This is a genomic window from Bombilactobacillus apium (genome assembly GCF_013385145.1).
GTDB classification, from domain to species: Bacteria; Bacillota; Bacilli; order Lactobacillales; family Lactobacillaceae; genus Bombilactobacillus; species Bombilactobacillus apium.
Map to the genome: position 1 here is coordinate 20513 of NZ_JABZEC010000004.1, position 24020 is coordinate 44532.

The window sequence follows — 24020 nt, forward strand, 5'->3', positions numbered from 1 at the left end:
TTACTCCTTTACCTGATCTTCTTTAATCACGCCCACGGCTAAAGCACCGAGGAACATTGCAATTCCTGCCACCAGAATCATTTTCGGCATCGATTGTCCTAAAAGTGGGAACAAGCCGAAGCTAATTACGGAGGCAATAATCTGTGGTAAACAAATTCCACAGTTAAATAACCCTAAATAAGCGCCTTCATTTTTTCCTGTCAAAGCTGTAGTAAAAATTGAAAAAGCTTCTGTTTGCATGGTTAAATAAGAAATTCCAATCAAACAAAACGGTAAAATTAACAAATATTGATTATGAGTTAAGAAAACCCCCACAAAACCAACGGCTCCGGTAATCAGTCCCACTCGAAACCAGAACTTGCGTTTCTGGGCACTGGTTTTCGATAAAACGAGAAAACCCCAGACAACTGCGGCTAACGACTGGACACAAGTTAAGATTCCGTACCAATTACCGGCTGCTTGATAACCAGCCGAGGCTGTATTAGCGGTATGCCAAACATTTTGCGCAATTGCTCCCGTAGAATAAGTCCATAAGTATTGGAAAGCAAACCAATCAAATAACTGCACAAAAGAAACCTCCCAGAAAGCTCGCGGAGCAGTCTTTAATAGCTGCCACAGACTAGGCGTCTTTTCTTTTTTCTGGGCGGAAACATGATGATAGCGATTATAAGTCTCGGGATCATATTCATGGACAGAAACTACCGTATACAAAGAAGTGCCTAATAAGACTGCCGCGCCAATATAAAAGGATAAGCGTACTGATAAAGGAACTTCCCCCTTAGGCGCCACATTAGCAACTCCGATGGCCGTTAAAATAAAGGGAAAAATAGTCGCCACTACCCCACCTAAGTTGCTAAATGACTGCTGCCAAGACCAGGCCAGATCCTTTTGATCTTCATTGACCATATCACCAACAATCATTTTAAACGGTTGCATACAGACGTTGCTTGAAAGATCCATGAATAAAATAGCAATCGCCCCAAAAGTTAAGGCGGCTACTGAAGCATAACCAAAGCCCATTGAACCCGCATTTGGCAATAAAATCATAACCAAAGCGGCAATCGGGGCTCCCAAAATTAAGTACGGCATCCGACGACCATAGCGATTGGACCAAGTTAAATCAGAATACTTACCTACTAAGGGTTGAACGATCATTCCAGCTAAAGGTGGCAAGATAAAGAAAAAACCTAGCTTCGTTGGATCAGCGCCAATAGTCTGAAAAATCCGCCCCATCTGAGAAGATTGGAGGGAAAAGGCCATATTAACGCCAAAGAAACCAAAAGTCATCGCAAAAATTGTCTTTAAAGAAAGATTGGGGAGGGAATTATTCGTCGGTGGAGAAACCGGAGCCTTAGCTCCAGCTTCTTGACTTGAACTGACAACATTTTTCGTAGTCATATCTATCATAAGCTCCTTAATTATTAGATTCAGTAACCGTTACCAATATCGATTATAACGTTTAGGACAAACGTTTACAATAGCTTCAAAAAAATAACACAAACGTTTGCAAAAAAGAATGCTAAAATAAGGCTAGTTCTACTAAACTACTAAAATAAGTCCAAGTAAATGCAAGTGAGGTCTGTTTTCATGCCGACAACAATCAAGGATATTGCCCAAACCACCGGTTTTTCTACCGCCACAGTTTCTCGAGTTCTAACCAATAAAACTGGTTTTTTCAATGCGAAAACGGCGCAAAAAATTCGGCAAGCTGCCCACGATCTAGGTTATCAAAAGAATATTGCCGCCACCGAATTAGTAACCCAAAAAAGTGACGTCGTCGCTGTTATTGTTAATTCCACCAATACCAATTTTTCCGAAGCTATTATCCAAGGAATTCAAGAGCAAGCAGAAAAAGCTCACAAAACTATTATTATTTTATATACGGAAAATCGTAATCCTAAGGCCCAAAAGAAAGCCTTAACTACGGCTTGGGAACGCTCCGTTGCCGGAATTTTACTCTTATCAGTCAATCTAGCACCCGCAAATTTAGAACTTTTAAAAAACTCCCAAATTCCATTTTATTTTGTTTCGATCAATTTCCAAGATCCAACTCTGCCCTGTATTACTGCCGATGACTATGAAATTGGTTATTTAGCAACCCAATATCTAATCCGAAAGGGACATCAACGAATTGGTTTAGCGGGTATTGATCTTAGTGACTCTTTTACTGGTCAACTGCGCCGATCTGGTTATCACCAAGCTCTAGCTGACTATCACTTGCCCGTTGATTCTTCTTGGATTCAAACTGGCGACTATAGTTACGCCGCTGGTAAAAAAGCCCTAACAAATTATCTAGCAGATGAGCAGCCAGTCACTGCAGTAATCGCTGGAAGTGATCTTGTCGGAATTGGAATCTTAAAACAAGCCCATCAACAAAATTTAGAAATCCCCCAGCAATTGTCGGTTATCACTATTGATGGAACCCAACTTTGCGATTTTGTTCAGCCTAGTTTGACCAGTGTCAGTCAAAAATTTTATCAAATGGGAAAAATTAGTCTCCACCAACTTCTCGCAGATCGACAACAAAGTAATTACGTTAGCAGTAAAATTGTTGAACGAGAGAGCGTCTTAGATCGCTTGCAGCATTAAATTACACTTTCCCAGGAAAATCTTTCGCCAAAAACAAGAGTTACCAATTTTTATTTTGGCAACTCTTATTTTGTCTTTGAATATGAGTAATAATTTATCTATAGAAATTATTATTTCTAATTCTACAGCCAGCATATAATCACCCTAGTTGGGGTCTAATAAGTAGACTTAATCTAAACGTAGAAATATATTACTGCATCATTATTGGGCTACCTAGTTAAAATCACCAACAAATTAGGACCAACAAAATCAAAATACAAATTATTTTCCAAAAGTAATGTGTTTTTGCTTCTGTGCTAATTTCGAGCAGTTTAGCTAAAATTAATAAAATTCCAGCACCCAAAAAAGCTCCTTGCCTAGGTAGTTCGATTACGGAGCAAATTGCTAAAACAACAATTAGAAAGCTAACAATGTTCAAGATTGCTGCCAATTTAAGCTTTATAGAATGTGACCAAAGTTGATGCCAGTTAGCGAGAGTTAGACCAAAAGCTTCCCCGGCAAAGGCTAAAAAAATAATTCGAATTATCATTTGCACCATGAAAACGTCTCCTTTTTAAAAATCATTTTAACATGACTTTCCTTTCCTAAAAAGGTGCTCTCGTGATACTTCCGATAAAAGGCGTCAAAAATTAGCCTTCGCCAATATTTCAAAATCATGTTAAATTCAAAGTTATAGATTAATAATCGAGAATCAATGATTACAACAGGGGGGTTTAGAAATCAAAAAACTTAGACTAAACTTGATATATTTACTTATCTTTTGGCTCAGTGCTATTGTTGGCAAATACTTGTTTTATCAAGCCTTCTTAAATAAAGCAGATCTTTCAGGGCTGTTGCTTACAAGTTTAGCTTTAGTTGTTGGCAATCATTTATTTACTCCTAAGAAATAATTTCTCAGCTAGTGAAAGACTAAAAAATGCCACCACGACAAAAGTAGTTTTACGTTTAATGTCTACAAAAAGTAGGGATCAATTTAGTAGTGTCTAATAATAATCTCTTTCAGCAATAATTAACCAAATTTTGCAGCTACGGTGATTACCGGCTGGTTTCGCTCAGGATGGATGTCCCGCCAACTCATTAATCATCATTTCACCAGCACTTACCCCTAATAGGAAGGGATTTTGCGAGATAAATTTCATGCGCGGTTCTAAACGACGGGTAGTATTCGTATCCGCAAAACCGGTAACGGTCACATGATCATTATCAATATACCGTAATGGCCTTTTCTCTAATTTTATTGTCTTTAGACCTAGTTGAGCACGGAGTCCGTGCGAAACAAAAAACCACCCGCTATGCGGGTGGATAGTCCAATGGTTAAACTAAAACAGCTCTTCTGAGATTTACAATGGAGCTGTCAAAGCCAAGTATTATAAATTTAGAGGAGCTGTGAAAATGGCGAATAAATTAAACAGTTTCGCACACACTAAATGGCTGTGCAAGTACCACATTGTATTCACTCGGAAGTATAGAAGCAAAATAATTTATAATCAATACCGAAGAGATCTACAAACAGATATTAAACTTCTGTGTCAATACAAAGGAGGCAAGCTCCTTGAGGGACATATGATGCCTGATCTATTTTCGCTGGGTATTAGTATTCTAATTCTTTACTTATATTTCCGAAAAGCAATTCCTAAAGAATTTGATCCTAGTCAACTGGGTTCACCCAAAAATGCTATTAAAGACTTGTGACTATTTTATTTATCTTGGTTAGTCCTAGCAGTACTACTTATTGGCTACTTCTTAAGTAGTTTCGTCAAGGTGCCAGTATCATTAATCGCTTTACCAATTGCTGCTGTATTCTTATTACTTGCTAGAAGAAGCCCTAAAGTTGATGCATTAGCTGCTATTAAAGGTGCTCCATGGAATATTGTTGTGTTTTCAATTGGTATGTATGTCGTTGTTTATGGGTTGCAAAACGCTGGCTTAACAAGTATGTTAGCTATTCTAATTAAACAGATTTCTAGCTGGGGTCGTTTAGGTACTACGTTGGGAATGGGCTATTTAGCTGCATTTTTATCCTCACTAATGAATAACATGCCAACAGTAGTGATTAATGCATTAGCTATTCAGGCTAGTCATGTTACTGGGATACTACACCAAAGCTTAGTTCTAGCGAATGTGGTTGGTTCTGATCTTGGTCCAAAAATTACACCAATTGGTTCTCTGGCAACCTTAGTCTGGTTACATATATTAAGCCAAAAAGGTATAAAAATTAAATGGGGAACTTACTTTAAAATAGGTATTACAGTTACTATTCCAGTGCTATTTGTCACTTTAATTGGGCTATATGTATCATTATCAATTTTTCACTGAAAATTTGATAATGGTTATAATTTTAATTTCTGATAAACGACTACACCTTTTTTCCGCCGCAAACATGTAAAAGAGGTGTGGTCATATCAAATTAATGAAAGCATTTTGGATATACCCTAGTGCAGGCAAATAATATTTTCCAAATCGTATTTATGTTCAATTACTTAAATTATTCTGTATCGGCGGGAAACATCCTGTATCTTGCCATCAAATCCCTTATAAAATATATAGCAAGGATCACTAAATCAAGGATTTTTAAGCGCTTGGTTATATAGAGAATTCCCGGTATAATAGTCCAAGCAGGAAGTTTTAAGGGCGGTGGCTGTCTTTTCCCTTGCGAGGTGAGGCCCATGGGAACATGGAATAATCTTCAGAAAGGTTTCACAGTCAATGAGCGTCTTCCAGACACTCTCGTTGATGTTGCTGTTTGGCACGTTTTTAATCGCGCTGCTCAGCTATATCGACAAGCACCACAAATAAAAAAGCCGCCCCGATTATAACTTTGGCGAGTTACGGGACGACATTAATATAGTTTTGTAATTATGCCACCGCCTTTGAAGCGGCTTGCATGGGAAGCCCTGTTTTCGGCGGGGCGTCCTTTTTCTGTCTTCATTATAGCATGCCCTAACAAAACTGGCTAACGTTTCAGGCTTTGATCCAGTTCGGGATCGGATTGTTTGATTTCTGACTTTCGTTTAGCAAAATCTTGCAACTGTTGTTGCGTTCGGTTACTGATTTCTTGGTGCACATCATTTAACTGGTTTTTTAGTTCTGATTTTTGTTGGGGATCAGTCGCTTGCTTAATTTGTTGTTGCAAGCTCTGATAAGACTTATTAAGTGCTGGGGCTGGTAGCTGTTCCAAGTTATCGCGAGTATCGTTTTTATTTTCTGGATCATTTATTGACTTTTCAATTTTTAAATCTGGATTATCTTTAACAAAGCCATTTAGTTGTTTTTGAATGGCTACTTCAAAAGTGATTTTCGGATTAATCCAAAGATATTCACTCAATTTATTTTTAATTACTTGGTCATGCTCTTTTCTGTAAACTGAAACAAATTTTTGGCTATTATCGTAGATCACAACGCTATCAGCTTTGAAGGCGACTGCTGGCAAATTATGATTTGATTGATTATACCCTTGTAACATCAGATTAGGTACGAATTCTAACAACCAACGTTTCTTTAATACAAAAATAACTGTCCACTCCTTAGTAGCTGGCTAAAGTTTAATCAATTGTTGATGAACAGATTGATGATTGTAAGAAAATTCGGAAACTTCTATCACATCAACATTTTGCGCCGCAGCAAGAATTCCCCGATAGCGTTCACGACGATTGTTTGCCAGTCCCAATTCCTAGGTCAGTACAATAAAGTGAGTATATTTTTTACCTACAAAATAGTTCGTCGCCTCGCGAGCCGCTTCAAAATTGTTGGTAACAACCTGTGGCCAAGGGGATCCGGGAGTTTCTCGATCAACAATGACAATCGGTATTTCTCACCGCATAGTGGCATTAATCTTAGCTACAGAACTAAAGGGTTGAATGATTAAAGCGTCAAAAGTATGACTATCGACTGTCGCCATCAGCCTTTGTTCCCGCTGAATGTCAGCATCGGAATCAAACATTGTCGCAACATAGCCGTTAGTTTCTAGAATTGAGCTAATTCCGCATCCGTTGAGTTTGTGCAATTTGATCCTGCCCCTCTCTAAAATTAGTCAGTCCTAAATAGGCGGTTTCTAAATCCGGATAACCATATTTCCTAGGAAATTCAGTTACTGGCGCCTGTGCTCGAAGTCGGCCATGATCAATTCATCAGCTAACTTGCTTATCTCTTCTACATAATGAGACGTCAGTAAAATAGCAACTCCCTTTGCTTGGAGTTGCTTAATTTTCTGCCAAAAGACATGTTGGGATTGAGTATCCAAGCCTGTTGTTGGTTCATCTAAAATTAGCAAGTGGGGATCATTAATTAAGGCCCAAGCCAAAATCCCCCGACGCCGCATCCCCCCGAACAATTGGCTAATTTCTTCTCCTTGATAATTAAACAAGCCCACAAATTCTAAGAGCTGGGCCACTTTTTCTTGAGCTTGGGCAACCGACAAATCAAATAAAATTCCATGAGCAATTAGATTCTCTTCAACCGTTAGAGTTGTATCCAAAAAATCATCTTGCATTACCACTCCTAATTGCCATTTGGCTGCCCGAGGGTTTTGACTAACATCTAATTGCTTAATTAGACTTCGGTCACTACTAATTTTCGTAGCTGCATAAATCATCTTCAAGGTTGTTGATTTTCCCGCACCATCAGGTCCTAAAATAGCGATAGTCTGACCAGCTGCGACCGTGAAAGAGATTTCCTGAACAACAGTTAGTGTGCCATATGTTTTAGTTATTTGACGTACCTCCAAGATTGGCGTCATCTTCTCATCTCGCCGGCAGTTTTGGCACCAAGAATTACAAATTGACTTAGACCAAGTAGCCGCTAAAAGAAGAAAGTGGGCCTTCCCCTACTTAGATTGGAGTGAGCGCCAATTTGATTTAGCTGGATCCTTGGGGCAAGCTCTATTTCAAACTTTTAAAAATTTAGACTTCGTGGAAAGCGATTTAAAAACACCCCGAGCTTTACACCTAACTTCCAACGGTCAGCAATTTTTAATGACCAAGTTAGAGCTCCCAGAAGAATTAATAACTTCCACAAAATAAATTCACAACCAAATTTGGAGATAAAAAAGAGAGCTTGCTAAAATCGCAAGATCTCTGATATCCAAAAATATCGACTTTATTCTTAACCGAATTTTACAGAAAAGACCGACCGTCTACCCCCTGAATACCAAGATGCCATGCTAAGGCCTGATAAGAGAATTGATCACCTACCAAACAAGTCTTTAGAACCACTTGGACATGGAAAAAGTCATGACTTAGTAAGAAAAGCTTACGCACTAGATCAACTAATAATTATTTATCAGCTCTGGTAAACACAATCTCCAATCCTAATCGTTTAAATTAAAAAAGCGTCGATGCTTCTTAAGCACCAACACTTCTAGAATTATTTTTATTCTGCAGCTACCGTAGCTTTGTCGACTCCATTTAAACATAAGTTTAAAATTACGGCGGTCATACTACCGACAACCATTCCGTTGCTGAGAACGGTTTGGACAGTTGTTGGTAAATATTGGAACAGGGTCGGTTGGGAGCTAACTCCTAAACCAACTCCAATGGAAATCGCCATCACCAACATATTCTTGGTCGTCATTTCGACCGTCGACAACATTTTAATTCCTTGGATCCCAACCATCCCAAACATCACCAACATTGCTCCCCCTAGGACTGCAGTCGGGATCAGCGTCGCAATCGCCCCGACCTTAGGAATAACTCCTAAAATCAAAAGGAAGAAAGCGGAGTAATAAACTGGGCGCAAAGTTTTGATTCCTGATAATTGAACAATCCCGACATTTTGCGAGAAAGTTGAATAAGGGAAGGTGTTGAACAGCCCACCTAAAACGGCTGCGATCCCTTCAGAACGATAACCATCTGCTAAATCGCGTTCGGTCAACTCTTTACCGACAACTTCGCTCAAGGCAAAATAAACTCCAGTTGATTCAATCATACAAGTCAAAGCTGTTAAGACCATGGTGACAATCGACGACCACTCAAACTTCGGAGTTGCAAAGTAAAAGAGCTGCGGTAATTGAAACCAATGAGCTTGGCTAACTGGACTAAAGCCGACTTGTCCTAAGACAATTGCCAAAATTGTACCGGCAATAATTCCTAATAAAATTGCAATTTGTTGAATAAAACCATGGGTCCAAATATTTAAAACAATAATAATTAAAGCTGTACTAAAACCTAAGAGTAAGTTCGTACTATCCCCGAAAGTTTTGGCAGCGACATTTCCGCCCCCAATATTTTGAAAAGCCACGGGAATCAAAGTGAAACCAATTAAAGTAATCAATGATCCGGTTACTAAAGTTGGGAATAAGCGCCGAAGTTTCGCAAAAGTTCCGGCAATTAAGAAGATAAAAATTCCGGCGATAATAATCGAACCGTACATATAACCATAACCTAGAGTTTTCCCGATATGTTGCAAGGGTGCTACATACTCCACCGCACAACCGAGAACGACGGGGAGACCAATTCCGGTCCACACCGTCCGCTTAATCTGCAATAAGGTCGCAATCCCACACATAAAAATATCGGCAGAGATTAAATAGGCCATCTGCTGTGCATTAAAGCCTAATGCTCCCCCGACTAATAACGGCACTAAAATGTCTCCTGAGTACATCGCTAATAAATGTTGCAAACCCAAGAGGGCCGTTTTGAAAGCCGATTGCTGCTTCTCCAAGATCTGTTCCTCCTTTAAGTAAGTCACTGGAATGTATCTAACAGCATACCACTGAAAACAGGAATTTTAAACATAAATATTCTTCCAATGTTCGTCTTTATACTGAAAAATTACTAGGCTTACTTTCTTATGTAGCCTATAAATTCCAATCGCCTCAACCGTTAAGACTAAAAAACAGCTTCCATAAAAAGCTAACTTTTACACCTAGTTCCAAGTTATTGTTCGTAAATTGTTTCCGCTTAATATTTTTAATCATACTTACAAGCCCTGGACTATTACCAACTACATTAGTCCTTTGATATGTACTGAAAAATATTGATATTTAAGCAACAAAAAACACAGTTTAAATTTAGCGTACTTTCTAAACTATGTTTCTTTGGACCTTATTGCTCAAACATGCTTTTATTTCCCCGGCCAAATCTTGCAGATCCAAAAATTCTGCCTGTTTAAGTACGGATACTAGTTCCTTATGTCCTTTACTAGAATCTCTAAATAAAAAATCAATTTTTGCTAAATAATATTTGACTAGCAACTGATAACCCGCCATTACAATCCCCCGGGAAGTTGCTTCTAAAACCGAAATGAAAGATAGTGCAAGTTTAAGATCGGATTTATTTATCATTTGATTAATACAGTTGGATAACATCGTAGAAAATATTAAATCACTATTATTAAAGTAGCGATATCTATTTTGAGCTTTCAAGGCCTCTTGTAACAAGGTCAGCATAAGCTCATAAGGCAAGATACAACAATTATTAGCAAAAAATCTAATATCACTTAAGGTCCAGGAAGACAAGTTAGTAAAATAATCAATAACAATTGCCAGTTCGCTACTATTTAATTTTTCATCCTGTGAATATTCTTTTAACAAACGATAGCTTGATAATTGAACTCTCTCAATATTTATACTATTTGATTCTATCGTTTTTATATTTTCTTCAAATTTACTTTTTTGATTAGTGTTCCAATATTTCTTAAACATATAAAAGTGATAATGATTTACGCCAGGCTGGTAGCCATTCTTTATCCATAAAAATTCATCCATAGTAATCAGTAAGTTGTCTAACACTTTGTTAAACTTATCTGCTGCTAACGTCCGTTCCCCTTTTTCAAACTTTATAGCGTTCGTTTTGGAACAAATATCATAGTATACGCCTTTGATAGGTAAGCCCTTACTTTCTCTAATTTTTTTTTTTACTACACCATACATATCCACCCCTCCTTAATTTAGTAAACAAAAGTTCACTTACACGTTTATCGAGAAAATTATAACTCAAAATAAAATTAAGAGGGGGGCTTTATCAAACATGATTAATTTTATAAAATGTAATACACTATTCTCCAAATTAACTGCTATTAGCCTATTTTCCAAGATTGGTGATCGTCTTTTTTATACAACAATGCTCATGCTAGCTACCAGTTTGCCTCAAGCTAATCTAGCTATAACCATTGTTTCTGTATCTGAAACAGTACCTTTATTGTTAGGTTTCTTTATTGGCAGCATTGCTGATCGTCAACAACATAAAGTACGTAGAATGATTATTAATTCTTTATTACGAAGCTGTATTTATACATTAATGGGCTTTTTACTAAACTATTCTTCTACTTTTATTCTAATTGTAATTATGGCCAGCCTAAATTTTTTATCTGATATATTTGGAAATTATTCCTCAGCCCTGACTGCCCCCTTTACTAAATTGTTAATTAAGCGTAACGATATGGAACAAGCCCAAGGATTAATCAGTGTTACTTCTCAGCTCGTAAACGTTTTGGCGACCTTCACTGGTTCCTTATTGCTGTCATTTTTCTTATCACAAACAGTTGCCTTTCTAAATGCTCTTATTTTTCTATTAGTGGGAATTCTTTTTCTACTGGTAAGAAAAAAATTAGAAAGTATAGAAAATAAAATCAAAGCTAGTCCCAATGATCCCTTGCGACAAATGATTACCGGAAATTTAAAAACCATTTTTCAAAATAAAATTATTTTAAATGATCTTTTTCAGCTATCATTAATAAATGGCTTTTTTGGTGGTATAACCCCTATCTTTGTCTTATTTTTAAAAGATTCTGCGGTTATCTTCTTTTCCAAGCCAATTACAATAGCAATATTATCCAGTTCAATAACAATTTTTATGATTATTGGCAGTGAAATTAGCCCCAAATATTTGACAAAAACAAGCACTACTAGGTTTAATATGATTTCCAATCTCTTTATTATTATCGCGGGGATCGGTTTCCTACAGCAAAATATCTATTTAATTCTATTTAGTTCAAGTATTATTGCCTTGGCTTTGGGAATCGTATCTCCGCGATTTTCTGCCAAAATTATTAATAACTATCCGGCCGAACGTTTAGGTGGTATTGTAACCACAGTTAATTCAATGTTAGTTGTTATTCCGCCAATTACTGCTCTGATTTTTCCAATTTTAGCTAGTCTCAGCCTCCCATTTTCATATTTATGTTTCATAATTTACGGTATTACACTATTAATTATCAGTAAATTGATTTTATGGAAATCTTAATTTAAACTCACCTAAGATGGGTATAATGTTAAAATGGAATAATACTATCAAAGGAAGTATTTCAATGTCAGTTCAACCCTTATCCGCCTGCACCAGCATTTTAGTCGGGAAAAAGGCTTCCCTAGACGGCTCAACGATGATTGCCCGCAACGATGATACTTTTCACGCCGTGGCTCCGCATCAATTTGTCTACCATCAGGCCCAAGACGCCAGCGACACTCCGACTGTTAAATCATGGCTCAATAAGTTTGAGGCTCCTGTTCCCGCCAAAAGCTACGGCTGGCCCGCTGTTCCTAACGTCGACTACCAACATGAAGGTTACTATGACGAAAGTGGAATCAACAGCCACAATGTCGCCATGTCGGCGACTGAAAGTACCTATGGAAACGAGCGCGCTTTAGCTTATGATCCCTTGGTTCCTGACGGTCTAGATGAAGACTGCCTCCTGCGGATGGTCTTACCTTATATTGATTCTGCCCGCGACGGCGTCCAACGGACGGGTGATTTAATCGCCCAATATGGTTCTCCCGCTGGAAATTCAATTTTATTCAGCGACAGCCAGGAAGTTTGGTATTTAGAAATCGTCACTGGTCATCATTGGCTAGCGCAAAGAATTCCTGATGATGCTTACGCCATCGCGGCCAATCGAGTTTCCATTCAAGAAGTTGACTTTAGCAAGCCTGAAGATTTTCTTTGGTCAGAAAAAATTCAAGAATTTGTCCAAGAACATCATCTTAATCCCGATGCTCATGGTTGGAATTTCCGGCACATTTTCGGAACTAACAATCAAAAAGACCGCCACTATAACAATCCCCGCGTTTGGTTTGGCCAACGCGTTCTTAATCCCAAAATCGAACAAGACCCGGAAGACGGCGAACTGCCTTTTATCTGTCACACTGACCACCAAATTTCCGTTGAAGATTTAGAATATATTCTGGGTTCTCACTACAATGAAACGCCTTTTGATCCCTTGCAATCACGGGAAACTCCCGAAAAGTATCTTTATCGACCAATTGGCTTAAATCGGACGCAAAATTCGCACATTCTGCAAATTCGCGGCGATCAACCAGCAGCCACGGCGAGCTTAATGTGGTTTTGTTTTGGTTACCCGACTTTTGCGCCCTACTTGCCCTTCTATACTAATATGAAGGCTACTCCGGCCAGTTTCGCTCAGACTGATGCTAAGTTTAATTTGGACCAAGCTTATTGGTTGTATAATGGTCTTTCAACCTTGGTTGAAAGCCACTATCCCGAATTAATTCAAGCTAATCGTGATTATTTGACTGATTTTCGGCAAGCCGCTCGGACTCATGTGGCTCAGACCGATCAAGCGGCGCGAAGCTACCAAGGATTGGCAGCAACCGAATTTCTCACGCAAGAAAATGAAGCTTTTGCTCAACAAACAGCCATTAAATCTCGCCAATATTTTGGAGAACTATTGCAAACTAGTATTAATTTATCCAAGTTGACCTTTAACATGGACCGTAATCTTTAAAGATTGACAATAAAGTTCGATTAGCCCCCTTCCTAAGAAGGATTTCACCCCCTGAGAAGATCAGTCTTTTCGGGGGCTTTTTATTAGCTACTTTCTGCCAACTTTTCCTAGGAGATAATTATCAAATAATATATATTTAAATTATATATTTTATTTTTAATAGATTATTTTTTTAATTTTCTTTATAGAAATCCTCATTTCGAATTAAAAAAAGACCATTGATTCCCGGAAGCTTTTGTTTTACTAAAAGGCAGAGTTCGTTTCTGGGAGGCAAATAGTTATGAATGTTTTTCTAAAAAATTCAAATTTCCGAATCTTTTCCCTGGGTAGTTTTTTCTCCACGGCCGGTGATATCCTCTTCTATCTGGCCTTAATCACTTATGCTAGTAAATTAGAGAATTACTCTCTGGCTATTTCTCTAATTGGAATTACGGAAACTGCGCCCCACCTTTTTGGCACGATTGGGGGCTATTTCGCTGACCGTTCCGCGAATAAATTACGAAGTATGGTTCATCTGGCTCTTTTTCGAGCCGGTTTATATCTTATTGTAGGCTTTCTTTTTTGCCAAAATCTTCCTGGCTGGCACCTAGTCTTAATGGTCATTGTCCTTAACTTTTTTTCAGATAGTTTAGGAATTTACTCCTATGGCCTACAAAGTCCGACCATCGTCGCCTTAGTCGGGGAGAAGCAATTAGGGGAAGCGCAAGGCTTTAACAACGGCTTTAACCAAATCATTACCATGTTGGCCCAATTTGTCGGCTCTGGCTTACTTTTAGTCATGAATTATTCCCTTTTGGCGGTAGTTAATGCGGGAACTTTCTTAGTGGCGGCGGCTTTATTTGCGATCACTAGTCGCCGAACTAATTTACAAAAAGCAAAGCCGGTCACTTCCGAGTCGACGAACATTAATCGCGACAGTCTAGGTCAAACTTTGAAAAAAGTTTACCGACAAACGATTCACATTCCTGGACTCGTCCCCAGTATCTTAACCTTAACTTTGGTCAATGGGATTTTGGGAACTATGGATCCCCTCTTCGCGATTTTGGTGCGAAACAGTGAGCAACAAATGTTAATTTTGAACTTCAGTTTTACAATTGCCTGTTATACCACCGCTTTAGGTCTCGGTGTTGCCAGTGGGGGAATTTTAGGAACGCTACTTTTTAAAAATATTCCCGTGCAGCATTTTTCTTGGATTACAGCGCTAATGGTCATGGGGGAGTTTAGTATGATGCTTCTTCGCCAAGTCTGGCTCTGTTTAGTTTTTTGCGTCCTTGTGGGTTTTTTCGCCGGAATTATGGGTCCCAAAATTACTAAATGGATTACTACTTCTGTAGAGCGCAGTATCTTAAGTTCCTCAATGGGGACCTTGAATATGTTGGTAACCATTTCTCAACCTTTAGGAACAGCGATTTTTACGACCGTGGCGACGGTTGGCGGGTTGAACACTTCAATCACTAGCTTAATTGCTATTAGCTTTTTAACCGCGCTAATTACTAGTATCTTGGCTCTCAAAATAACGACGAAATCTGCCAACTAAAATTATTTTCAAGATAAATTTCAACTTCTTTAGTCCAGAAGCTATACATTACTAGTAGATTTGTACTAAAATTTAAGTTTAGATTAAGGAGGCGACGGCATGAATGCCAAGCAAAGACAAAAACGAGGCACAATTTTAGCACTAACAGCCTCAGCAATCTGGGGAGTTTCGGGAACTGTCATGCAATTTGTAGCTCAAAACGCTGCAGTCCCAGCTACCTGGTTCATTGGAACCCGAACTTTAATTGCCGGAACGATTCTAGTTATTATTGCATTGCTCCAACCAAAAAAACAGGCCAGTCCCCTCTTTAAGAACTGGTCAAATGTTCTACTTTTAGTATCTTTTTCCATTTTTGGATTACTGGCAAATATGTATACTTTCTATTACAGTATCCAAGGGGGAAATTCTGCAGCAGCCACTATTTTGCAATATCTCAGTCCCCTGTTTATCTTATTGGGAATGATTTTGTTTGGAAAACAAAAACCAACCAAGAATAACATGGGCGCCTTTGTTATCGCCCTAATTGGGGTCTTTTTATTAATTACCCAAGGTGATATTCATCATTTATCGATTCCCTTTGATTCTTTTATTTGGGGAGTTTTATCTGGTTTGACAGCGGCCTTATATGTGGTTTTACCCCAAATTTTAATCAAGCGGGGCTGTTCACCAGTCGAGGTTACCGGTTGGGGAATGTTCATCAGCGGAATTTTATCGCAATTCGTCCGCCCGATCTGGCATCTTCCAGCTCATTTTGATTTAGCAGCCGCAATCGGCGTGGGAACCATCATTCTTCTAGGAACCTTGATGGCCTTTTTAATTATGATTACCGCTACGCAATACGTTTCCTCAGCAATTGTCAGCATTACTGATGCCGTTCAACCATTAGTGACTTTCGTTCTCAGTGCCTGTTTTTTGGGAGCCAAGTTTTCTCCCGTGGAAATTTTCGGTGCCTTAGTGGTTATCGTCGCCATTTATATTTTAAATCGTGATACTGCCGATCTAGAAGCCTAAAGAAGATTTTCTGACCTTAACTTTTTGATTTCCTATTTCTAATCGTAAAATTTTTCAATTAATATTCGTTAAAGAATGAAAGTTTATTGAAATCGTTTTCTAATTAAACTAAAATAAGGATAGATTTAAATTTATAATAACGGGAGCGCTAACTTTATGAAAATTATCAGTTATAGTATCCGGGATGACGAAATGCCCGCACTCAAGGCTTGGAAATCTCAACATCCTGACGTTGAAGTTCAAGTGGAATCCGAGAATTTGACTCCAGAAACAGCTAGCAAGGCGCAAGGTGCCGATGCTGCCGTAACTTTCCAGCAAGCTCCGTACACCAAAGAAGTTTTAGAAGAGCTCCAGAAATTGGGCGTGAACAAACTGAGTTTAAGAAATGTCGGAATTGATAACATTGACTTACCAGTTGCTGAAAAACTTGGTTTTCAAATTACCAACGTTCCAGTTTATTCGCCGAATGCGATTGCCGAACATGCTGCTTGGTTGATGGGGCGTCTGTTGCGGCGCGTTCCAGAATATGATGCTAAAATAAAACAACGTGATTTACGTTGGGCTCCAGAAATTGGCCGTGAGATGCGCATGCAAACTGTTGGGGTCATCGGAACTGGTCATATTGGTCGCGTTTTGATCAATATTTTACAAGGCTTTGGTGCTAAAGTTGTTTGCTACGATATTTTCCAAAATCCAGAAATTAAGGCTGCTGATCTTTATGTCGATAGTTTGGATGAATTGTACCAACAATCAGACATCATTACTTTGCATGTTCCTTCCGTTAAGGAAAATATCCATATGATTAATGCTGATTCCATCGCTAAGATGAAAGACAGCGTAATTATTATCAATGTAGCCCGCGGTGATTTAATCGATACCGATGATTTATTGAAAGCTCTAGATAATGGTCAAGTCGCTGCCGCTGGCTTAGACGTTTACGAAAAAGAAGTTGGTATCTTTAATAAGGATTGGGCTGGTCAACCAGTTCCGGACGCTAACTTAGAAGATCTTTTCCGACGACAAAATGTCATTGTTACACCACATACTGCTTTCTACACGGAAACAGCGGTCGAAAACATGGTTCAAAAATCATTTGATGCTAGTCTGCAATTAATTAAGGGTGAGACTCCAGATACCTTAGTTAAATATTAATTTTCCAATTCAAATTTGTAATACTCCCCCAAGATGGATTCTGTAATTAGGCAGAATCCATTTTTGTTTATCTAAAATTATCCTTAACTCCCCCTTCTGCCAGGGGATTTTAGAGCCAGGGTTTCTAAATAATTGCTTTTATGTTGACAAATGTAGACTATCCTTCTATCCTTAAGACTACAAATGTCAACAGAGGAGGATTTCGATGGATTTAATCATGACTCCGGCAGAATGGAAAATTATGCGTATCATCTGGACTAAAGGACAAGCCCAAAGCAGTACAGTTGTCGAAGTCATTCAAGATGATTGGTCTGCTTCTACTGTGAAAACCTTACTAGCCCGTTTGGTTAAAAAGCAGGTTCTGACCACGACCCGGGTGGGTCGCAGCTTCGTCTATCATCCGGCGATTAGCGAAACTACAGCAATGAAGCAAACGGCTAGCGCTCTATTTGAAAATCTTTGTGCTACCAAACAAGGGCTCGTCTTGGCTGACTTATTGGCTAACCTGACCTTGTCTCAAAAAGATTTAGCAGATCTGCAAAACATCATTCAGGAAAAACTACCCACTGCTCCGACTAAAGTAGATTGTAATTGTCTCGATCAGACAGCAATTTGTTCTTGTTCCTAGCAGATTTTTGAAGGAGAAATATACAATGTTGAAAATAATTTTAGTCTTCGTCACCATTATCGTTATTGCTTTAATTGTTTGGTGGTTCTTTGCCAGCCGCCAAAACACCAGCACGACTGCTCAAGTTACCGCCGATCACCAACAGCAGGCCACGATCACCGTTGATGGTGGTTATAGTCCCAGTCAAGTCGTCTTTCAACAGGGAATTCCGGCAGAATTAACTTTTACGCGCAAAGATCCTTCCAGCTGCTTAGAAAGAGTCGTTTTTGAAAAACAGGGCATCAACAAATTTTTACCCCGCAACGAAGCGACCACGGTAAAATTCGACACTTCTAAAGCGGGAGAATACCCCTTTGCTTGCGGCATGAACATGTTTCACGGACAAGTGCTTGTCCAAGCTCAAAAAGCAAACTCTGCCCAGTAAAAGTAAGACTTGCGAAAGGTGGCTCCCAGCATGACAATTCAACAGCGTTTTCTCTTTTCTTTTATTTTTTCTTTACCGATGTTTATCAATATGTTCACCATGCCCTGGGGGTGGATGCTTCCCGGAGGCACTTGGACTCAGCTAGGCTTAACCACCGCCATTATGCTCATTGCCGCCGGACCCTTCATTCAAAGTAGTTGGGCCGCTTTAAAAAATCACCAGGCAAACATGGATACCTTGATCGCCGTAGGAACTTTGACCGCCTATCTCTATAGTATCTACGCCATGTTTCACCAGCAGGATGTCTTTTTCGAAAGTGCTGCGCTAGTAATTACCTTTATCTTACTTGGTCAGGTGCTCGAGGAAAGAATGCAACGGCAAGCCTCGAGATCGATCGAAAATTTATTAGATCTCCAAGCTCCCACCGCGGAAGTTTCCAAAGACGGGCAAATCATCAAAGTTCCTCTAGCCGAGATTGCCGTGGGAGATTTAATTCGAGTCAAACCGGGTGAAAAAATCGCCGTCGATGGGGTAATCACTGAAGGTGAATCAACCATTGATGAATCCATGGTCACCGGTGAAAGCCTGCCTGTGACTAAAAGTGTGGCTGATGAAGTCATCGGGGCCACGGTTAATCAGACCGGAACTTTCTGGTTTCGAGCCACTAAGGTGGGAGCTGATACCTTCTTAGCCCAAATCGTCGAACTTGTCAAAAAAGCGCAAACTAGTCATGCTCCTATCCAAAAGATTGCTGATCGAATCGCGAATATCTTTGTCCCGGCGGTCTTAATTATTGCTCTTTTGACTTTTGACGTCTGGGTTCTCTTTTTCCAAGCCTCCTTGGGACAAGCCTTAATGTTTGCCGTGGCTGTAATTGTCATTGCCTGCCCTTGTGCTCTAGGAATTGCTACTCCCACGGCCTTGATGGTCGGTACCGGCCGCGGCGCCAAAATGGGAATTTTAATTAAAAATGGCGAAGTTTTAGAAGCAGCAGCTAGAGTCAAAACGGTGATTTTCGATAAAACCGGAACTTTAACCGTTGGTCAACCACAGGTCACTGATGTCATCGGGCCGCGCGATCAAGTGCTAGCAATTGCAGCCGCTTTAGAAGCTGCTTCCGATCATCCCCTTGCTCAAGCTATCAACGCCTATACCCGCAAGCTAAATTTGACTCCCGCGTCAGTGACGGCTTTTCGCGAACAACAAGGTCAAGGAGTGACCGCTGAACTTGCCGGGAAAAAGATCGCCCTTGGTAATCCCCAATTTCTTGCTCATTATGAATATCCTACCTCAATCCAGCAATCTCTAACTCGCCTTGAAAAGGAAGTCAAGACGGTAATGCTGATCGGTCAAGAACAAAAAATCTTAGGCCTAATCGCCCTCCAAGATCAGCCCAAAGATAGCGCTCAACCAGCTTTAGCTGAACTTCAAAAACGGCAGATTCAAACTGTCATGTTAACCGGCGACAACCAAGAGGTAGCCGAAGCGGTGGCCCAAGAAGTCGGAATTGATCAAGTGGTGGCCCAAGTATTGCCGGAAGAAAAAGCTCTCCACATCAAAAGTTTGCAAGAAAAAGGACCGGTCGCTTTTGTTGGTGACGGAATCAATGATGCTCCCGCCCTTACGCAAGCCGATGTCGGGATTGCGATGGGGGCCGGGACAGATATTGCCTTAGAATCCGGTGGGATTATTCTCGTGCGCAATGATTTGGAAGATGTTCCCCGGGCCCTAGAGCTTAGCCACCAAACCTTACGACGCATCAAAATTAATCTCTTCTGGGCTTTCATTTACAATACCCTCGGGATTCCCATTGCCGCCGGTCTCTTCGCTGGGGTCGGACTTACCTTAAGTCCCGAATTAGCTGGGTTAGGGATGGCGCTCAGCTCCCTATCGGTAGTTGCCAGCTCCTTACTCTTAAAGTGGACCTCTCTACCCCAAAATCAAGCCTCAGCCTAATTAACTCTACTTCCGACTCCAGTTTTTGAAAAACTGGGGTTTTTATTTTATTCCGAACAATTATTGCAAAATAAAATTCCACTTCATAAATTAATTGAAGTCCAAAAATCTTGGTTTTCAGCCTACTAAAGTCAGTTTATTTTCTATTAAGTTTTCAAGTATTATCCGAACAATATTATATTTATATTTGAAATATTTCGTGTTATGATGATATCAAATTAGAAAGGAGTTGAGCTCCATCATTTTCCAAAAAGTTCTCCAAGCTTCCTTTTTTTCAGCGCAAACACCTGAGCAAGTTGACTTTGAACCAGCAGCTTTAATCGGAATTGACCCTAATGGCCAAATCGCCCAAATTTTAACCCCGGCTGATCCTGCATATACCACGGTTCTTCAAGACGCCCAGGAAAAAAATATTTTACAATGTTTACCACCTGACGAGTACTTATTACCTGGCTTCATTGATTTACATCTCCATGCGCCGCAATGGCCCCAAGCAGGGATTGCTCTCGACAAACCCTTAAATGCTTGGTTACAAGACTATACTTTTCCCCTAGAGGCCCAATACCAAGATCCTGATTTTGCCCAAGGTAGCTATCAAAACTTGGTTCAAACCCTCCTAGCCAACGGAACCACGACGGTGCTTTATTTTGGAACTATTGATGAAGCGGCTAATCTCGTCTTAGCTGCCCAATGTGCGCAAGCAGGGCAAAGAGCCTTCATCGGACAAGTTGTCATGGATAATCCCGAGCAAACTCCGGCTTACTATCGCAATTCTTCGGCGGAATCTGCCTTAGAGAGTACTCGCCACTTTATCGATACCCTGCGAGAACGCTACGGTCAAACTGGCCTCATTCAACCAGTTTTAACGCCCCGTTTTGTCCCTAGTTGTTCGGATGCTGTCTTAGCCGGCTTGGGGCAACTGGCCCAAGAAACTGGCCTGTTGATTCAATCCCATTGCAGCGAAAGTGACTGGGAAGATAATTACGTCCAAGAGCGCTTTGGACGCAGCGATACTGAAGTTTTAAAATCTTTCGGACTTTTAACCGCTAATTCCATCATGGCCCACGGAACAATGTTGGTTGACGCCAACTTGGCTACTTTTCACCAACAAAAAGCTGCTCTGGCTCACTGTCCAATCTCTAATGCCTACTTTGGAAATGCTGTCTTACCCGTGCGAAAGATTCTTCAAGAAAAAATTACCGTCGGCTTAGGAACGGATATTTCAGGAGGTTTTACTCCTAGTATGTATCGTAATATTCAACAAGCAATCATTTCTGCACGCATGCTGGAAGATGGTGTCGATGCTCGGCAAAAGGCAAGTGAGCGGGGAGTTAAGAATTCCCGGATTACAGCCCGGCAAGCTTTCTATATGGCGACGGTCAATGGAGCCCAAGCTCTTCATCTAAATACCGGGCAAATTAAGACCGGCTATACCGCTGATTTGCAAGTTGTCCAAGATCCTTTAGCTAAAATTGCTAGTTCTGATCCGGCAGCCATTTTTGAACGTCTAATGTATCAGACAACCGCCCAAAATATTCAAACCGTCTTCGTCAAGGGTCAAGTTGTCGCTAATCATAATCAGTGAAAGGAAGCTTAATCCATGGCTAATTCTCCCCAGAATCTCTTATTAGGGCCTGATGATCCGATTAAAAAAAGTGAAGCCGGTCTCCTAGGCTTACAACATGTGTTAGCGATGGACGTTTATGTTCCATCGATGGTCTTAGCCTTGATGCTCGCTCTGCCAACGGGGGCCAAAACCGATTTACTCCAGGTCACTTTTTTAGCAGCGGGAATTGGAACCTTTCTCCAAACTGTAATTTTTATGAAGATTCCCCTCTCACAAGGGCCCTCTTTCGTTCCCTTAACTGCAGCGGCAACAACCGTTCTGGCGGCTCCCAATCTTCAATCTGGGATGTCCAATCTTTTAGGAGCCTGTCTAATTGGAGCCTTACTTTTAATTATCTTAGGAGCATCAGGGATTTTCTATCGAGTAATTCAAAAATTAGTTCCCCCAATTGTCGGGGGAACCATCATCACTTGCGTCGGTCTATCCTTGATTCCCACCGCTCTCCAAAGTAATATTTTCCAAGCTCCCGGTCCCAAAATGGAAAATATCTTTTTAGCAGGAATTACAGCGCTGACTTTATTAACGATGATCACCTTGAGTCTCCATTTTCCTCGTGGACAGCGGATTTTACGAACGGGAGCAATTATCAGTGCTCTTTTAATCGGTACCTTGTGTGCAACTTTTCTTGGTCGCTTTAATTGGCAAAGCGTTCAAAAAGCCCCTTGGTTAAGTTGGCCGCATGGAACCGTGCTCCACTATGGGGTCTCCTTTTCACCAACAGCAATCTTGACTTTCCTAATCATTTACTTAATTTTAGTTACCGAAACAACAGGAACTTGGTTCGCGATGAGTGCCGTGATTCAAAAACCGATTGCTGCTCGGCAATGGAACCGCGGTTTAATCGGCGAAGGTGTCAGCTGCCTGATGGCCGCTTTTCTAGGAACAACTCCAGTCACAAGCTATTCAACCAACGCAGGGATTGTCTCAATTACTGGGGTTGCCAGCAAACGGGTCTTTTGGGCTGCCAGCATTTGGTTCCTTATTCTAGGTTTCGGTACTAAAATAGCTGCTTTTCTAGCGGCGATTCCCGCCCCAGTTATCGGCGGAGTTTTCACAATTATCTGTGTCACAATCATGTTGAACGGTTTACGGGTTATCCGGCCCCTTCCGGAACGAGAAGGCGACCTCTATATTATCGGTGTCCCTTTAATTATTACTTTAGCCCTCATCTTCTTGCCCCCAGCCCTATTAAAGAAAGCACCCTTCCTGCTACAAGTTTTCTGTGGTTCACCAATCGCGGTTAGTGCTCTGGTCGCGATGGTCTTAAATTTAATCATGGTTCCCAAATCAAAGGCGAAAACTTCCCATCCTGCTGCTAATTAACCTTTGAAATCAGGGAGGGTTCGATGATAATTAAATCTAAAAAACTCTGGATAATTTTCCTACGATCGCTGATAGTTGCCAAAATAAGCCTGTGGTTTTTAAAACTTGTTTAGGTTAAATCTATGCTTATTTAAAATAAAAATGGCAGCTATTATATAAATTTAACTTTAAGAGTTTTTCCTAAAGCAAGCGCAAATTTGCTTAAGCTTGCAAAGCTCGTGTTATCGCCTCGTTCGATTCGAACGACGGTTGCCTGTGCAAGACCAGCTTTGGCTGCTAAATCTCCCTGTGTTAGGCCGGCACTTAAACGGGCCCTTTGGAATTCTACAGCACTATCTAGTTTACCCATTTCTTGAGCATAAGCTTTTTTAAAATTAGGATCAGCTAAGTCTTCTTTGAGTAGGTCGCTGAATTTCTTGGTGGTCATTTCTCCATCTCCTTATAAAATTGGTTTGCGAGGGATCAGTTTGAGTTCTACTCTATTATTCAATTCCTAAAACATCTCTATGAGATCCCGTTGCTAGGAGTAATAATTCCACTCTATCTCCAACTATTTGATATCTTAAAAGCCAATCAGGAGCTAAATGAAGTTCCCTTTGATTTTTATAACGCCCAGATAATCTGTGATCTTTAAGCCTCTGAAGTCTAGCTAAATCACCTTCGACAATGGCTGTAACGGCAATATCAATCAGCTGCAAATCCAGGCCACGTTTTTTAGCTAGTTTAAGCTGTTTTCGGTATTTAGAAGTTAGGCTAATCTTCATTTGAATACAAGTCTTTGCGAAAATCTGCTAGTGAATTAAAGGTCGTCACGCGCCCAGCTTTCACATCTTGAAGCGCAATATCCGTAGCTCTATCCAAGGGATCTTTGGCATCTGGTGTAAATGGTAAACGTTGATCGCGGGCAACTTGCTTTAGAAAAATTGAAATAGCTGTACTCATATCTAGACCCATAGTAGAAAGAGCCTCCTGAGCAGCCGTCTTTGTTTCTGGATCAATTCTAGCGGAAATACGAACAGTTTTATTTTTTACTTCCATGATTTAATCCTCCTTGTATGCCTATTGTACATCTAACGGACGTACGTTTGTCAATAACTTA

21 protein-coding genes and 2 pseudogenes are annotated in these 24020 nt (G+C 40.2%); 13 read left to right on the plus strand and 10 right to left on the minus strand.

Annotated features, from left to right (window positions below; all coding sequences use genetic code 11):
• Positions 1–1287 (minus strand): SLC45 family MFS transporter, encoded by a 1287-nt coding sequence (locus HU830_RS04885; protein WP_228765825.1) that lies wholly within the window; start codon positions 1285–1287, stop codon positions 1–3.
• Between the two features lie 300 nt (positions 1288–1587).
• Between HU830_RS04885 and HU830_RS04890 the strand changes: the two genes are divergently transcribed.
• Entirely contained in the window at positions 1588–2589 is a 1002-nt protein-coding gene (locus tag HU830_RS04890) for a LacI family DNA-binding transcriptional regulator (RefSeq protein ID WP_176942675.1), read from the plus strand.
• Between the two features lie 223 nt (positions 2590–2812).
• Here HU830_RS04890 and HU830_RS04895 read toward each other — a convergent pair whose 3' ends face one another.
• Positions 2813–3127, minus strand: coding sequence for a hypothetical protein (locus tag HU830_RS04895; protein WP_176942676.1), 315 nt, complete (start codon positions 3125–3127; stop codon positions 2813–2815).
• 854 nt (positions 3128–3981) lie between these two features.
• Between HU830_RS04895 and HU830_RS04905 the strand changes: the two are divergent.
• Positions 3982–4905, plus strand: a pseudogene (locus HU830_RS04905) (ArsB/NhaD family transporter).
• 417 nt (positions 4906–5322) lie between these two features.
• Entirely contained in the window at positions 5323–5385 is a 63-nt protein-coding gene (locus HU830_RS09090; protein WP_222843308.1) for a putative holin-like toxin, read from the plus strand.
• A 157-nt stretch (positions 5386–5542) separates the two neighbouring features.
• On the opposite strand, the pseudogene HU830_RS09095 reads toward HU830_RS09090, so the two are convergent.
• The 5 genes and pseudogenes from HU830_RS09095 to HU830_RS04935 form a co-directional block, all read right to left on the minus strand.
• Positions 5543–5752, minus strand: a pseudogene (locus HU830_RS09095) (hypothetical protein); the annotation flags it as partial.
• Between the two features lie 648 nt (positions 5753–6400).
• Positions 6401–6592 carry a hypothetical protein gene (locus HU830_RS04920; RefSeq protein WP_176942677.1) on the minus strand — a complete coding sequence of 64 codons (192 nt, stop codon included), beginning with the start codon at positions 6590–6592 and terminating at the stop codon, positions 6401–6403.
• A gap of 84 nt (positions 6593–6676) precedes the next feature.
• Positions 6677–7324: an ABC transporter ATP-binding protein gene (locus tag HU830_RS04925; RefSeq protein ID WP_228765811.1), complete on the minus strand. Its 648-nt coding sequence runs from the start codon at positions 7322–7324 to the stop codon at positions 6677–6679.
• A gap of 632 nt (positions 7325–7956) precedes the next feature.
• Positions 7957–9246 (minus strand): nucleobase:cation symporter-2 family protein, encoded by a 1290-nt coding sequence (locus HU830_RS04930; RefSeq protein ID WP_176942678.1) that lies wholly within the window; start codon positions 9244–9246, stop codon positions 7957–7959.
• A gap of 361 nt (positions 9247–9607) precedes the next feature.
• Positions 9608–10456 carry an Rgg family transcriptional regulator gene (locus HU830_RS04935; protein WP_176942679.1) on the minus strand — a complete coding sequence of 283 codons (849 nt, stop codon included), beginning with the start codon at positions 10454–10456 and terminating at the stop codon, positions 9608–9610.
• 97 nt (positions 10457–10553) lie between these two features.
• Between HU830_RS04935 and HU830_RS04940 the strand changes: the two genes are divergently transcribed.
• The 10 genes from HU830_RS04940 to HU830_RS04985 all read left to right on the plus strand — a co-directional run bounded on the left by HU830_RS04940 (position 10554) and on the right by HU830_RS04985 (position 22921).
• Positions 10554–11768, plus strand: coding sequence for an MFS transporter (locus tag HU830_RS04940; protein WP_176942680.1), 1215 nt, complete (start codon positions 10554–10556; stop codon positions 11766–11768).
• A gap of 64 nt (positions 11769–11832) precedes the next feature.
• Positions 11833–13263 carry a C69 family dipeptidase gene (locus tag HU830_RS04945; protein WP_176942681.1) on the plus strand — a complete coding sequence of 477 codons (1431 nt, stop codon included), beginning with the start codon at positions 11833–11835 and terminating at the stop codon, positions 13261–13263.
• Positions 13264–13543: 280 nt separating this feature from the next.
• The gene (locus HU830_RS04950; RefSeq protein WP_176942682.1) at positions 13544–14800 is read left to right on the plus strand and encodes an MFS transporter; all 1257 of its coding nucleotides are present in this window, start codon (positions 13544–13546) and stop codon (positions 14798–14800) included.
• 99 nt (positions 14801–14899) lie between these two features.
• Positions 14900–15811, plus strand: coding sequence for a DMT family transporter (locus tag HU830_RS04955; protein ID WP_176942683.1), 912 nt, complete (start codon positions 14900–14902; stop codon positions 15809–15811).
• A gap of 156 nt (positions 15812–15967) precedes the next feature.
• The gene (locus HU830_RS04960) at positions 15968–16963 is read left to right on the plus strand and encodes a D-2-hydroxyacid dehydrogenase (RefSeq protein ID WP_176942684.1); all 996 of its coding nucleotides are present in this window, start codon (positions 15968–15970) and stop codon (positions 16961–16963) included.
• 205 nt (positions 16964–17168) lie between these two features.
• Positions 17169–17591 carry a CopY/TcrY family copper transport repressor gene (locus HU830_RS04965; RefSeq protein WP_176942685.1) on the plus strand — a complete coding sequence of 141 codons (423 nt, stop codon included), beginning with the start codon at positions 17169–17171 and terminating at the stop codon, positions 17589–17591.
• A 25-nt stretch (positions 17592–17616) separates the two neighbouring features.
• A complete protein-coding gene (locus tag HU830_RS04970; protein WP_176942686.1) occupies positions 17617–18015 on the plus strand; it encodes a cupredoxin domain-containing protein in 399 nt (132 codons plus the stop codon).
• Between the two features lie 30 nt (positions 18016–18045).
• Complete coding sequence (locus HU830_RS04975) at positions 18046–19971, plus strand: copper-translocating P-type ATPase (protein ID WP_176942687.1); 1926 nt, start codon at positions 18046–18048, stop codon at positions 19969–19971.
• Between the two features lie 229 nt (positions 19972–20200).
• Entirely contained in the window at positions 20201–21556 is a 1356-nt protein-coding gene (locus HU830_RS04980; RefSeq protein ID WP_176942688.1) for an amidohydrolase family protein, read from the plus strand.
• Positions 21557–21571: 15 nt separating this feature from the next.
• Positions 21572–22921: a uracil-xanthine permease family protein gene (locus tag HU830_RS04985; protein ID WP_176942689.1), complete on the plus strand. Its 1350-nt coding sequence runs from the start codon at positions 21572–21574 to the stop codon at positions 22919–22921.
• A gap of 151 nt (positions 22922–23072) precedes the next feature.
• Here the strand turns inward: HU830_RS04985 and HU830_RS04990 are convergent, their stop codons facing one another.
• The 3 genes from HU830_RS04990 to HU830_RS05000 are packed head-to-tail and all read right to left on the minus strand — an operon-like array spanning position 23073 to position 23959.
• Entirely contained in the window at positions 23073–23348 is a 276-nt protein-coding gene (locus HU830_RS04990) for a helix-turn-helix domain-containing protein (RefSeq protein WP_176942690.1), read from the minus strand.
• Positions 23349–23403: 55 nt separating this feature from the next.
• A complete protein-coding gene (locus HU830_RS04995) occupies positions 23404–23685 on the minus strand; it encodes a type II toxin-antitoxin system YafQ family toxin (RefSeq protein WP_176942691.1) in 282 nt (93 codons plus the stop codon).
• A complete protein-coding gene (locus HU830_RS05000; protein ID WP_176942692.1) occupies positions 23675–23959 on the minus strand; it encodes a type II toxin-antitoxin system RelB/DinJ family antitoxin in 285 nt (94 codons plus the stop codon). Before HU830_RS05000 ends, HU830_RS04995 begins: the two co-directional genes overlap by 11 nt.
• Positions 23960–24020: the final 61 nt, after the last annotated feature.

Bases quoted from the DNA above. Each gene is read 5' to 3' on its own strand.
- HU830_RS04990 (WP_176942690.1), bottom strand. From the start codon at position 23,348: ATGACCACCAAGAAATTCAGCGACCTACTCAAAGAAGACTTAGCTGAT.
- HU830_RS04925 (WP_228765811.1), bottom strand. From the start codon at position 7,324: ATGACGCCAATCTTGGAGGTACGTCAAATAACTAAAACATATGGCACA.
- HU830_RS04885 (WP_228765825.1), bottom strand. From the start codon at position 1,287: ATGACTTTTGGTTTCTTTGGCGTTAATATGGCCTTTTCCCTCCAATCT.
- HU830_RS04955 (WP_176942683.1), top strand. From the start codon at position 14,900: ATGAATGCCAAGCAAAGACAAAAACGAGGCACAATTTTAGCACTAACA.
- HU830_RS04940 (WP_176942680.1), top strand. From the start codon at position 10,554: ATGATTAATTTTATAAAATGTAATACACTATTCTCCAAATTAACTGCT.
- HU830_RS04935 (WP_176942679.1), bottom strand. From the start codon at position 10,456: ATGTATGGTGTAGTAAAAAAAAAAATTAGAGAAAGTAAGGGCTTACCT.
- HU830_RS04970 (WP_176942686.1), top strand. From the start codon at position 17,617: ATGTTGAAAATAATTTTAGTCTTCGTCACCATTATCGTTATTGCTTTA.
- HU830_RS04945 (WP_176942681.1), top strand. From the start codon at position 11,833: ATGTCAGTTCAACCCTTATCCGCCTGCACCAGCATTTTAGTCGGGAAA.
- HU830_RS04965 (WP_176942685.1), top strand. From the start codon at position 17,169: ATGGATTTAATCATGACTCCGGCAGAATGGAAAATTATGCGTATCATC.
- HU830_RS04995 (WP_176942691.1), bottom strand. From the start codon at position 23,685: ATGAAGATTAGCCTAACTTCTAAATACCGAAAACAGCTTAAACTAGCT.
- HU830_RS05000 (WP_176942692.1), bottom strand. From the start codon at position 23,959: ATGGAAGTAAAAAATAAAACTGTTCGTATTTCCGCTAGAATTGATCCA.
- HU830_RS04950 (WP_176942682.1), top strand. From the start codon at position 13,544: ATGAATGTTTTTCTAAAAAATTCAAATTTCCGAATCTTTTCCCTGGGT.
- HU830_RS04895 (WP_176942676.1), bottom strand. From the start codon at position 3,127: ATGGTGCAAATGATAATTCGAATTATTTTTTTAGCCTTTGCCGGGGAA.
- HU830_RS04985 (WP_176942689.1), top strand. From the start codon at position 21,572: ATGGCTAATTCTCCCCAGAATCTCTTATTAGGGCCTGATGATCCGATT.
- HU830_RS04890 (WP_176942675.1), top strand. From the start codon at position 1,588: ATGCCGACAACAATCAAGGATATTGCCCAAACCACCGGTTTTTCTACC.
- HU830_RS04960 (WP_176942684.1), top strand. From the start codon at position 15,968: ATGAAAATTATCAGTTATAGTATCCGGGATGACGAAATGCCCGCACTC.
- HU830_RS04975 (WP_176942687.1), top strand. From the start codon at position 18,046: ATGACAATTCAACAGCGTTTTCTCTTTTCTTTTATTTTTTCTTTACCG.